Here is a 12,770-nt window from a genome sequence, read left to right as displayed (position 1 = left end):
CCCGGATTGTTCGCACCTGCTCGCCTCACCACCAGCGATCGTGCAGCGCGAAACGCCCCTCCCCGCGCATCACGCGCACGCCGCACGCCAGAAGGACGCAAACATAGACGGCGGCGCCGGCGGCGGCGGTGACGGCCAGTTCCACGAGCGCCCCCAGGCCGAGCGGCGCGAGGAAACCGCGCAACGCAAGGGCCGCTTCCGCCATCAGCAGCACCGCAAGCGCGACCTTCCACATGTTGACCAGTTGCGTCACGACGCCGATCCCGGACAGCAGGCGCGCATAGAGCAGGTAGACGATGAACATCGCCGCCGCGATGACGAGCCGCGCCCAGAGCACGCCGTCGATCGAAAAGAAGTACACGCCGGCCGAGATCAGCAGCAGCCGCAGCCCGAAATCGATTGCGTTCATCTGCAAGATGACCGCGGGCCGGTTGAGGGCCAGGCTGAACGAGTAGAGCGCCTGAAAATAGGGCACCGGCAGCACCGCGATGGCCAGCAGTTGCAGGATCTTGCTCGCCTCCAGCCAGTTGGCGCCCAGAAGAATCTCGATGGCCAGATCCGCCGTCACCGATATGCCGATGCAGACGGGGGCCGAAATCAGCATCACGAAGCGGGCGGCCTTCAGGAACGCCTGCCGCAAGCGCTGCGCATCGTTGTTGATGTTGGAGAAGGCGGCCATTACCGATTGCATCGCGGGACCGATCACGCTTTGCGTCGGAAAAGCCGACATGTCGCTCGCCAGCACGTATTTGCCGAAGGTCGCCGCATCCACGAAGCGCCCGAGCAGCATGCGATCGAACTGCCAGTTGAGCGCGGAGACGATCTGCGCCGCGCTGAACCAGCCGGCGAAATGCGAGAAATCGGAAAACCGCGATAGCGAGAGCCTGGGGCGGTAGGGAGCGAGCAGATAGGATGCGATCATCGCCATCACGGCGGATGTGACGGTATTGATCACGATCGCCCAGTAGCCGCCGCCCAGAAACACGACCGACACCGCGATGACGAACGCGACGATCTTGCCGCTGGTTTCGACGATGAACAACTGGCGGAAGCTGAGCGCGCGGGCGAAGCGGGCCATGGCGGGGCTGATGAGACTGCGCGCCAGCGGCGCGGTCGCCAGAACGGCCAGCAGCGGCACGAGCCGCTCATCCCCGTAGATCTGCGCGAACGGCCATGCCGCCCCCAGCACGATCAGCGCCACGAGAAGGCCGCGCATCAGGCTGATGGTGAACCCCGTATCCAGGTGCGATTTGTCGAAGCTCCGCAACCGCACCAGCGCCTGAACGATGGGCACCTCCAGCACCATGTCCACGATGACGATCAGCGTCATCGCCAGCGCCGTCAGGCCGAAATCGGCCGGCGTCAGGATGCGCGCCAGAACGATAAGGGCAATAAAATCGATAAATCTTCCCAGAAAACGCGACAGGACCAGCCAACCGGCCCCCGCTATGGTCTTCATCGCAAGCATTCGTCACCCGGCCGCGCGCTTCAACGCTTCCGCATGGACGTGAACGACACGCTCCGCGCTGTAAACATCGACCGCTTCTTTCCTGTACTCCGAAAATTCCTTTTCGGAAGCAAGATTATCGTAATAGTATTTCATGGCTTCGACCAGCGCCTCTTCCGCGGAAGCGGGAACGAGCGTCCCCAGCCGGCGGTCGGTGAGAATGTCGCTGGGTCCGAAATCGCAATCCGTGGCGATGACCGGCAGCCCGAACCGCAGCGCCTCGCATATCACGAGCGACCAGCCTTCCCAGCGCGAGGTCGAGACGTAGATGTCGCTCGCGGCCAGCGCGGCCTGGGGATTGGTCGGATGATGCTCGATCGTCGCCACATCCGCGAGCCCGAGCCGGTCGATCTGCGCGCGCAAGGCGGGCTCGTTGACGCCATGCCCGACCAGCTTGAGCCGGGTGTCGGGCCTTTCCTTGTGCAGCTTCGCGAATGCATCGATCAGGATATCCTGACCTTTCTGATCGGAAAAACGCCCCACGTTCACATAAGTCACGGGACGCGCCGCACCGGCGCCGCTCTCGGAGGCTCTCTCCGGGCCATCGTCGAAGCGCCGCACCGGGTTCGGCACCCAGACGCGGGGAACCGCGCTCGGATACAGCGCATTGAACGAATCGAGCTGCCGGGGAGACGTTCCGAAGATCGAGGAGAGACGGCGCAGAACGACATGCTTCATCACGAAGAACATGATCCCCGACTTGAAGTTGCGCCGTTCGACGTCCGGGTTGCCGTGGATATGCATGATCAGTTTCTGACCGAGGCCGAGGCAGGAGAGCCAGCACGTCACGGTCGGCTCCACCTGGGGAACCACGACGACATCATACCTGTTGCGGCTGATGATATCGCGATAGACGGCCATGAGCTTCAGGCGGTGCTTTGCAAGCTCCCGGATCGCGTTGTATTTCCTGGGCTCGGTCGGATAGTTCTTGTGAATGGACGTATAAAGCACGTCCACCTCGAATTCGGAACCGTATTGCTCGGCCAGCTCCGTGCACACCGTGTCGACGACGCGCTCTATGCCGGCGAAAGACGCGGTGCCGGGCTGGATATAGAGAAACCTGCGCTTTCCGGCGGAAACGTCACGCTCGGCCTTGCCCGGCATGGCTGCCACGACCGTCATCGACCGGCTTCCTTTTGAGAGTGCTTGCGGGATTCGTCGCGCAGCGCCGCAAGCGCCTGCGCGTCCGCCGCGGCCATCCCGAACCGGTGCCTGTAGCCTGCCTCGCGCAGCCGGTCGTTCGGAAATTGCATGCGCCAGAGCGGGTTGCGCAGCGGCAGCGTGCGGAATCTGAGGAAATCGTGCAGCCAGTCGCCTATCCCCGGCGCGCGGAAGACGCGAAAGCGGCTGTCACCGCTGGCCGCGAAAGCCTTGCGCATGAAATCGGCATGGGTCGGCTCGGGATATTCGTCTTCGGACAGATTGAAGGTCTCGACGCTTCCCGGCGCCCCGGCGCTCGCGAAGGCGCGCTCCATCGCCCATATGAACGCGTGGGTCACGTCGCGGACATAGACATGATGCGCGTGCCGGTGCGCGGCGAGCGTCCGCTTCACGCGGCCCCAGTCGCGCAGGCCGATGATCTGCCCGATATCGACCACCACCGTGGGACGCAGGATCACGTAACGGACGGTTTTCGCGATCTCCCGCAGCGCATATTCGCCCGCGAGCTTGGTTCTGCCGTAGGCGCGGACATAATCCAGCGCCCAGTATTCGGAGGGCACGTCCCGTTCGGCGGTGAGAACCGGCGCGTCTTCCGACATCCGCCGCGTCAGCCCGCTGCCGTAGACCGCGACGGAGCTGGCGTAACAGAAAGCCCGCACGCCCGCCTTCTCCGCCGCCTCGCCGAGCCGGCGGGTGGCCTCGACATTGACGCGCTGCATCCGCGCCATCTTGCCCAGTTCGGCCGCGAGATGCAGCACCGCGTCGCAGCCGGCCACGAGCCCGTCGTAATCGGTATCCTCAAGGAAATCGAAGCGCTTCCATTCGAGCCTGCCGCCGCGGTCGTCCTCAGGCGGGGTTTTCGACGTCGTGGCGCGCACACGATAGCCACGATCGAGAAGATCCTCGACCAGAATGCGGCCGATGCGGCCGGTCGCGCCGGTGACGAGCACCTTCGCCGGCCCGGCGTCCGGGGCGGCGGATGTCGCCACCGCGACGGGGCGCGCCGCCGCGACACGCTCCTTGAGCGTATCCGCCAGACGCAGCGCGAGGGCGACGATCATCTGGGTGGGATTGCAATGGCCCGCCGTCGGAAAGACGGAGCTGCCCGTGACATAAAGGCCGTCGATGCCGTGCACCTGGCTGTCGATATCGACGACGCCCTTCGCCGGATCGTCGGACATCCTGGTCGTGCCCGTCGGGTGGGCGACATCCCGGAAATCGAGCGGCATGTCGGCCCCGTCGCGCACCCACTCGGCGAGGGTCGGCACGGGAAAGCCGAGCAGGCGGAACTGCTCGGCGACCAGCTCGCCCGTCCTGCGCATCGTGCGCGATTCGTCCTCGTGGCTGCGCCAGTCGATGCGGGACAGCCGCATGCCGAAGCGGTCGCGCTTGTCGGACAGCGTGACGCGACTGTCGGGGTCGGGCCGCTGCTCGACCATGCACAGCAGGTTCAACTCGGAGAGCTTGCGCCGTATGCCGTTGCCCTCGATGAAATAATCCTTGACGCTGCCCAGGAACAGGCCCGCGTTGGAGGCGAGGGTCACGATGTCCGAAGCCCTCGGCCTGCCGCTGAGAATGCGGCGGATGTCATTCCAGGGATCGTCCTCGGCGAAAGTCTCGCCGAGCCAGGCCGCGGCGTTGAGCAGATTTTCGGCTTCCTGTATCGCCGGGCTCAGGCGCACGCCCGCCCGAAAGAAGCGGTTCTCGACATTGTAGCGTCCGAAGCGCTTTTGCAGCGCCTGCGTGCCGGCGACATCGAAATGCCCGACAGGCCCGCGCAGATGATCCATCAGATATCGCCCGACGAGATCATGCGCGTTGCCCAGACCGTTGGGCGACAGGTCGTCCGACGACAGCAGCAGGCGGGCGTTCTCGATGCCGCCGCCGCACAGCACGACGATGGGAGCGGACAGCGATTGCAGGCTCCCGTCCGGCCGCGCGAACGCGACGGAACTCACGGCGCGGCCGGAATCCACGGTCTTGATCCGCAGCACGGTCGCCCCGGCGACCAGCGTGACGTCGGGCCCCAGCCGCCGCTCCGGATTGCGGCCGAAGCGCGTATATTCGTAGGGATAAGACTCGTTCTCATCGCGGCTGTGCTGCCAGAAGAACTGCAACAGCCGGGCCGGGTCCGGCACGTCCTGCGGCGCCTTGCGGCCGGCGAGCTGCCAGAAACGCTCGCCGTTGTAGTCGTTGCCGTAGACCAGGCCGAGATGGAGCGCCGACCGGTCGAGATAGGGCTCCAGCTCGTCCAGCCCGAAAGGCCAGCCCGAATCGGGCACCCAGGACCTTTTCTCGAAGTCTATTTCGTCGAAAGGCGCACTGCGGCCGCCCCACGTATGGGAACTTCCGCCGACGATGCGATTGCGCACGGCCCATTGATCGGCGCGCGGGCGGCCGACATTCTCGATCTCGTTGAGCGCATCGGACTCGGCGCGCCGCTCGAAGCCGCCGCTTTCGAGCACGACGACGCGAACGCCCACGCCGGACAGCTCCCGGGCGATCGAACTGCCCGCAGGCCCCGAACCGATGATGCAGATATCGCACTCTGCAACCGGAAATGCACTTCCGTCAGCCCATAAATCAATGACCGGCATTTTAACCCGCTATCTGCGAACCTCGACCGGGTCCGGTTTCCGGGGGCCTATCCTCGTCACCCCCGAATCGGGAACAAAAGAATGCGCCCCGCAGAACCCCAGCCGTTCACTTACATATCATAAACAATTCCACCGGAAGTTGCCACAATTATAGATACGCTTGTACTGAACTTTAGTTTTTAGGCAACTCCCGATTCGGATTACAATAGATATTTATCAATACAGCGACGCGGACGGAGCGTCCATGCAGCGAAATCACGCAGGAAACAGCCCCAAGCCGCCGGCGGTTCCCATCGGCTCCGGCGTTCGATCGATCTTGAATCAACCTTGTCCGGGTCAAGCTCATCGGCCAGCGGCATCAGGCGCGCTCCGGCCTTGCGGGGCCAGAGCGGCCGATATCCGCTCCTCGGCCACCAGCGTCGACACGCGCGCGGTGGGCTGATAATCGAATCCCCCCTGCCGGCCGAAGGCCAGAATGCCGTGCTCCTCAAGCTGCCTTGCGGCCGCTTCGGCCGCCACGCTCGCTCCGTCGAGATAAGCCGGATAAGCATTGCCGGTGATCAGCGCCCCTTCGAGCCGAAGATCGCCCGACAGGATTCCCGCCTTCTCCGTATGGCGCCGGAAATCGGCATGCGCCGCATCCGGCGCGATCGCCTCGCTGGCGGAGACGACCTCGACGGCGAAATAACTCCGCCCCGCGACCTCGCCGTAGAAATCCGAAAACACCGTCAGGCGCTTCCACAACCCGCCATCGGAGAAATTGTAGAGTACGTTCGAATCGAAGTTCCGGTTGCCCTCGAAACTGTAGAGCAGGCTTGTCAGCGTGGTGCTGCGGATTCTGGGGTCCTCCGGCAGGCCGCAAAGGGCAAGCGCCCGGTTCACGGGGATCGTCGACACCATCATCGGCGCGACATGCTCGCCCTGCGCCGTCCGCAATCTGATGCGGCCGTCCTCCAGCCGGTCGATGCCTTGCATCTGCGCCCCGAGCGCGATCGTCACGCCTTTCGCCCGCAGCGCTTCCGCCGCGACCGCATAAAGCGGACGAAAGCCCTCCCGCGGACGGATCAACTGGCGATTGGTGGGGCCGGCGCTGCGCTTCTTGGGACGCAAAACGCCAAGCACCCCTTTCAGACTGCCCGCCTCGGCGATCCAGCCCATGCGCTTCTGGGTGAAAAGCGCTTCTATCCGCTCCGGGGACGTGCCGTAGAAACGCTCCAGATATCCCTGAAGCCCGGAACGCGCGGCGAAGCGACGGCCCATCCAGAACGTCATATAGCTTTCCGCATTCCTGGCCGGATCGACCCGCAGCCGCGCCGAGAGAAGCGAAAACAATATCCGGGCAAGCTCGACGGGGCCGCCGCCGAACAGGTCCCTGCGGACATCGACAGGATACCGCGAAACCCCGCCGTAAGGCGTGAGCCGCGAAATGCTGTATCTGCCGATATCATGGTAGACTTGCAGCATCTCGGGGAAATGGGTCAGAAGGGGCGAATCGTCCTGAAAGAAAAAACTCCCTATATCGAAAGTATAAGGACCCACATCCACCGAAATATGGTTCCCGCCGACCCGCTCATATTCATCGACAAGCAATACCGGCCCATTCAGACGGGCCTCCAGAACCGCGGCGGACACCAGGCCCGAGACACCCGCTCCAAGTACAATCGCTGAAAATTCGCTCATTCCCGACCCCGAACACAGTTCAAGCAACACCGGACAGGCGCTTCATCAAGACGGCACAGCAGAACGGCCGGTCATGCGCCCGGCCGCGCGAGAGACATACCTGTAATGTGAGACTCCATCCGGCCGCGAACGCGACCGAACCGGCACACTGTAGACCCATTTCGAAAACAGGCAACGACTCAGTGAATATACGCCATCAAGAATATCGTGGACAATATGCGAATAATGCATAACCCTTAATGCGTCATGGAATCATGTCTTTAAACCGAAATTCGCGCTTTTCTATGGCCAGAAAGGGCCGAAGAAGCTTATCGACTGTCGGCATCGCCACCCATAGCGGTATCATGATTGATATATATATCACACACAGCTTATTTAGTGATCACAGTCTGCCTTAAAATCGGATAAGATATCGCAATTTCGGCACGTTGGTTAAGCGGCAATTGCAATTCGTTCGTCTATTCGGGTATAGAGTCCCCGGCATCGCCTGTGTAACCTTCGCGGAGTCGGCTAAGTGATGGTCTGTTGCGGAAACCTGCCAGAAAACGCTCCCGCGCAGGCCGAAAAGCGTGGCGACGGCGGGGCCGGCCGTACCATCGTCTTCCCTGTTTTCGCGTCATTCACCGTAGCGTCATGAGCATAGAACCGATCGGGCTGGTGACGATTGCGATCGCTCTGCTGTGCCTGTTTCTCGATTATCGCACCGCGCTGATCCTTCTCGTGATCGCGACGGTGTTCGGCGCCGCGTCGGCGATGTTCATCGGCCCGGCGAATGTTCCGCCAGGGCATGTTTTCCTCGGCATCACGGCTGTCACCGTGTTCACGCGCCGGCGCGAGACGGCGGCTTTCCTGCAAGCCCTGCATCCCGACCGGCCGGGATTCTGGCTGGTGTGCACGGCCGTTTACGGCGTGGCCACCGCCATGTTCTATCCGCGCGTCATGGCCGGCCTCACGCAGATCGTGCCGCTCGGCGCATCGGCCTTCGACAACACCGGCTCCACGGTGCCGCTCGGCCCGGTATCGAGCAACTTCACGCAAAGCGTCTACATGGCGGCGAGCGTTCTTGGCTTCGGCGTCTTTGCGGCGCTCAGTTCCACCGCCGAGGGTTTCAAGGCGGCGGTCGCGGCGATGCTCGCCTATGCGATGGCGAACACCTTCTTCGCGTTTGTGGACCTCGTCACCGACGCCACCGGCACGGCGGCGGTGCTCGATTTCATGCGCAACGCCCGCTACGCGCTTCATACCGAAAGCGATGTCGGCGGCATGAAGCGGATCGTCGGCGCGTTCACGGAAGCGTCTTCCTTCGCCCGTTCCTCGCTGGGCGTGCTCGGCGTCACGGGCACCCTCTGGCTCTGCGGTTACAAGCCGTTGCTGACGGGCAGCCTCGCCCTCGTCACCCTCCTCCTCACCCTCCTGTCGACGTCCTCGACCGGCCTGGCCGGCCTTCCGGTGATGATGTGCGTGCTCTATGTGACGGCGGTGACGCGGTGCGGCATCTCGCCGCGCACCCGCAACAGTTCGGCCGTCGTGCTGTCTCTGCCGCTGCTGGCGATCTTCACCGTTCTCGCCATTCTGCTGGATCCGAAAACCTCCGCCATCGTCGGCGATTACATCGATCTCGTCGTCCTCTCCAAGGCAACCACCTCCTCGGGTGTCGAGCGCGGCTCCTGGAACACGATCGCGATCACGAATTTCATCGACAGCGGCGGGATCGGCGTCGGCCTCGGCACCATCCGCACGTCGAGCATCGCCACGGCGCTGCTGGCCGGCGTGGGCGTGATCGGCACGCTGTTCTACATGATCTTCCTGATCACCGCGCTGCTGATCAATCCCGGACCGACAGGCAGTTTCGCCACGGATGCGCGGACAGCCGCACGCAACGGCTGCTTCGGCCTGATGATCGGCGACCTGATGGTGGGGTCGACCGTCGATCAGGGGCTTTTCTTCTACGCGCTCGCCGCGATTGCCTCCGCGCGCCCCGAACGCGCGCCGGACGAGATGCGGGCGGGAACGCCGACCACCGGACGACATGCAGGAGTGATGGCATGAGTGACTCCGCCTCCCGTGAATCCGCCTCTTTCGCCGTCAACGGGCGCTTCCTCAGCCAGAACGTGACCGGCGTGCAGCGCTATGCCCGCAACGTGGTCGCGGCGCTGGACGACATCCTCGCGGACCGCAAGGCGACCGCCCGGCTCATCGCCCCGCCGGGCATCGAAAATCCGGGCCTCAAGGCCATGACCTTCGTCAGCGAGGGGCCTCTGTCGGGCCACCCGTGGGAGCAACTGGTGCTGCCCCGCCTGTGGGCCGGGCGCCTGCTCAACCTCGGCAACACCGCCCCCGCCGCGAAGGCGGATCAGATCGTGTGCATCCACGATGCCAATGTCTTCGTCGCCCACGAGAGCTACGGCGGCGCCTTTCGCCGGCTCTACAGCGTATTGCAGCCGCTGCTTGTCCGCCGTTCCGCCCGCATCGTCACGGTGTCGCAGGCTTCGGCGCGGCAGATCGCGCGCCATCTCCCCATCCGGGCCGCCGACATCGCCGTGCTGCCCAACGGCCATGAACATGCTCTCGCGTGGGATCCCGCGCTGGCCCGGATAGCGCCGCCCGTCGTGGAATCCGTCCGCGCCGCCGGCAGGCGATTCGTGCTGGCGCTGGGATCGCAGGCCCGCCACAAGAACCTGCAACTGCTCGCCAGACTAGCGCCGGGGCTGGCCGCGCGAGACATCGACATCGTCATCGCGGGCGGCGACGCCGGCATCTTCGCGCCGGAGACGCTGCATGAAGCGCCGAATCTGCGGGTGATCGGCCGCGTATCGGATCACGATCTGGCCTGCCTGATGGACCATGCCCTTTGCCTCGTCTTCCCGTCGTGGACGGAAGGCTTCGGCCTGCCGATCGTCGAGGCGATGGCCCGGAACTGCCCCGTGGTGTCTTCCGATCGCGCCAGCATGCCGGAGGTATGCGGCGACGCGGCGCTGCTGGCCTCGCCCGAGGACCCGGACGCCTGGATCGGGCGGATCGACGCGCTCGCGGGCTCGGAGGCGCTGCGCGAGGATCTCGCGGGCCGGGGACGGGAGCGCGTGCGCCTTTTCAGTTGGTCGGCGACGGCGGCGGGCTATCTGGATCTTCTGCATGACCCGGCCCGGCGCGTGCCGGCGCACGCCGCGCCGCCGCCGACGGACAAGGTCGCGGTGGTCGTGGCGACGCGGGGGCGGCCGGAGACGGTCAGCATCACCCTGCGCCACCTGCTCGCGACGCAGACGCTCAAACCCGTCGACGTCGTCGTGTCCTGCGTCGACGTGGCGGATGCGGGCGATCTCACGCAGGCAGAAGGCGTCAGGGTCGTGACGGGGCCGGGCGGACTGCCGACGCAGCGTAATACGGCGCTGGCGGCGCTGAAGCCGGGCATGGACGTCGTCGCCTTCTTCGACGACGATTTCGTCGCTCACGAGGACTGGCTGGCCGTCGCCGCCCGGACGTTCCGCGACGAGTCGAGCCTCGCCGGCTTCACCGGGCGCGTGCTCGCGGACGGCGTCAAGGGGCCGGGCATCGGCTTCGAGGAGGCGGTCGGCATCGTCGAAAGTTCCGGGGCGGATTGCGACTGGTCGTGGATCGAGCCTTACAGCCCCTACGGCTGCAACATGGCGTTTCGCGCCTCGGCCATCGGCGAGGTCAAGTTCGATGAACGCCTCGTGCTCTACGGCTGGCTGGAAGACCGCGACTTCGCCGGGGAACTCGCCAAAAGCGGCGGCAGGTTCGCCAAATGCGCGGATGCCCGCGGCGTTCACATGGGCACGAAGGGCGGCCGCGTCAGCGGCGAGCGCTTCGGATATTCACAAATCGTCAACCCGATCTACATGATGCTCAAGAAAACAATGACGCCGGGACAGGTCGTCGATCACATTTTTCGGAACGTTACCAGCAATGTCTTGCGTTCGGCGCGGCCGGAAGCTTTCATAGACCGGAGAGGGCGGTTGAGAGGCAACCTCCTCGGCGTGGCCGATCTTCTCCGCGGACGCATCGAGCCGGAAAAAGCGGCCGCAATCGGAGCAGGAGGCCGCAAGTGATACAGGACAGGGACATCCCGACAGACCGCACCGTGCGCGCAAGACTGGGCGCGGACGCGCCGCCCTCCGGCGCCGAGGACGGCCCCATCGCGCTCATCCGGGCGGTGATCCGGGCGGTGCGCCGCCGCAAGCTGCCGCTGGCGATCTGGGTATCCGCCTGCGTGGTGGTGGCTTTCTTCTATGCCCGCTCCCAGCCGCCGGTTTATACCACCTCGTCGGTCATCATTCTCGAGCCGCCGCGCCAGTCGGGCGGTTTTTCGCGCGATACCACGATCACGTCGCTCGACCTGAACCGGGTGGACAGCGAGTTGCAGGTGATCCGCTCGGAGCGCCTTCAGGCGCAGGTGTTCAACAGCCTCGGCCTGATCGACCTGCCCGAGCTCGGGCCGCAGCCTCCCAGCGGGATGTCGCAACTGCTGTCCGGCATCACGCGGATTTTCGGTGGCGGCGGCGGCTCCGGCGCCTCGCCGCCGGCGGACGACGCACAGCCGTTCCCCGCGCCGAGCGCGGTGGATCAGGCTTGGCGGGAGGCCTTCGCGAAGTTCCAGAGCCGCTTCTCGGCCCGCCGCATCGGGCAGTCCTACGTGATCGAGATCTCCTATTCGTCCTCAGATCCCGAAATCTCCTCGCGTGTCGCGAACTCGGCCGCCTCGGCCTATCTGCTGCAATCGGTCGCGTTCAAGGCCGCGGCGGCGAGCGGCGGCGCGGAATTCGTCCAGGGGCGCGTCGATGCGCTGTCGGCGCAGGTCGAGGACGCGGCGGATGCGGTGAGACGCGGCGTTCTGCCGGAAGGTCAGATGCCGGACGCCGACGGCCGCGTCATCGGCGCGGCGCTGCGTCCGCTGTCTCCCTCGGCCCCCCGTCCGAAACTGATCATCGCCATGGGCGGCGTGCTGGGGCTGATGAGCGGGCTGTTCGTCATCGCCATCGCCACGGCGCTGGATCGCAGCGTGCGCAGCGGCGCGCGGCTGACCCGCGAGACGGGCATCGCCTGCCTCGCCTCGGTGCCGGAAGGGCGGCGCGCTCATCAGCTCACCGCCATCCAGCGGGACGCTCTCGTGACATCGCAGCCCCGCTCGCCCTTCGCGCTGGCGATTCGCGACCTGCGCACCTCGATCAATCTGGCTTCCGCGCCGGACTTGCGGAAGGGGAACCGCGTCATCGCTCTCGTCGCCTGGGGGCCCGATGTCGGATGCAGCATGCTGTGCATGAACCTCGCGCATCTGATGCAGGCGAACGGGCGGATCGTGACCGTGGTCGACGGCGACGTCGAGGGTTCGGGACGCGGGTTGACGGCGCGCTACGCCCTTTCAGGCCCTTCCCCGGAACATGGCACGCTGCTCGACGCCAACGGCATCGCCCTGCTGCCTGCGACGGAGCTGCGGGTGCGCGTCAGCACCTTCGCCGACCTGCGCGATCCCGCGATGGCGGAACTGCTCGATTTCGCCAAGGCGCGCGGCGACGTCCTGCTGGACCTGCCGCCGCTGTCCGAATCCGCCGATGCCAAGGCGCTGGCCCGCCACGCGGATACGGTCATCATCGTCGCGGCGGCGCACACGTCCGTCGACGATATCAGGGAGGCGGAATACCACATCAGAAGCGTCGGGGTGAACATCATCGGCGCCATCGTCAACCGGGCCGAAACGTGAGAACCGGCCGCGCCGGCGATCACAGGCGCTGTTTCGCGAGGCATGCTCGCCACAGGCGCCGTTTATCGATCGCCGAGCTTCGCGCTTGTTCGTCTTTTTCTTATGGACG

At 65.1% G+C, this 12,770-nt stretch carries 7 protein-coding genes; 3 read left to right on the top strand and 4 right to left on the bottom strand.

What is annotated here, in order from left to right; translation table 11 throughout:
* Positions 1 to 25: 25 nt before the first annotated feature.
* From ACOYJQ_RS02970 to ACOYJQ_RS02955, 4 genes are all read right to left on the bottom strand, one after another.
* Positions 26 to 1,459: a lipopolysaccharide biosynthesis protein gene (locus tag ACOYJQ_RS02970; RefSeq protein ID WP_433456208.1), complete on the bottom strand. Its 1,434-nt coding sequence runs from the start codon at positions 1,457 to 1,459 to the stop codon at positions 26 to 28.
* Positions 1,460 to 1,471: 12 nt separating this feature from the next.
* Complete coding sequence (locus ACOYJQ_RS02965) at positions 1,472 to 2,629, bottom strand: glycosyltransferase (RefSeq protein WP_433456206.1); 1,158 nt, start codon at positions 2,627 to 2,629, stop codon at positions 1,472 to 1,474.
* On the bottom strand, positions 2,626 to 5,265 hold the full coding sequence (locus tag ACOYJQ_RS02960; RefSeq protein ID WP_433456204.1) for an NAD-dependent epimerase/dehydratase family protein: 2,640 nt from the start codon (positions 5,263 to 5,265) through the stop codon (positions 2,626 to 2,628). The genes ACOYJQ_RS02965 and ACOYJQ_RS02960 overlap by 4 nt, the downstream gene beginning before the upstream one ends.
* A gap of 342 nt (positions 5,266 to 5,607) precedes the next feature.
* Positions 5,608 to 6,945 carry an NAD(P)-binding protein gene (locus ACOYJQ_RS02955; protein ID WP_433456202.1) on the bottom strand — a complete coding sequence of 446 codons (1,338 nt, stop codon included), beginning with the start codon at positions 6,943 to 6,945 and terminating at the stop codon, positions 5,608 to 5,610.
* Positions 6,946 to 7,578: 633 nt separating this feature from the next.
* Between ACOYJQ_RS02955 and ACOYJQ_RS02950 the strand changes: the two genes are divergently transcribed.
* Genes ACOYJQ_RS02950 through ACOYJQ_RS02940 form a run of 3 tightly spaced genes read left to right on the top strand, consistent with a single transcriptional unit; the run spans position 7,579 to position 12,661 of the window.
* Complete coding sequence (locus ACOYJQ_RS02950) at positions 7,579 to 8,994, top strand: hypothetical protein (protein ID WP_433456200.1); 1,416 nt, start codon at positions 7,579 to 7,581, stop codon at positions 8,992 to 8,994.
* A complete protein-coding gene (locus tag ACOYJQ_RS02945) occupies positions 8,991 to 11,012 on the top strand; it encodes a glycosyltransferase (RefSeq protein ID WP_433456198.1) in 2,022 nt (673 codons plus the stop codon). The genes ACOYJQ_RS02950 and ACOYJQ_RS02945 overlap by 4 nt, the downstream gene beginning before the upstream one ends.
* Entirely contained in the window at positions 11,009 to 12,661 is a 1,653-nt protein-coding gene (locus ACOYJQ_RS02940; protein WP_433456196.1) for a hypothetical protein, read from the top strand. Before ACOYJQ_RS02945 ends, ACOYJQ_RS02940 begins: the two co-directional genes overlap by 4 nt.
* Positions 12,662 to 12,770 lie beyond the last annotated feature (109 nt).

Source organism: Pseudochelatococcus sp. (assembly GCF_050946405.1).
Lineage (GTDB): Bacteria > Pseudomonadota > Alphaproteobacteria > Rhizobiales > Beijerinckiaceae > Pseudochelatococcus.
Note: the sequence above shows the minus strand (reverse complement) of the source record. Positions and strands in the feature narration are given on the sequence as shown.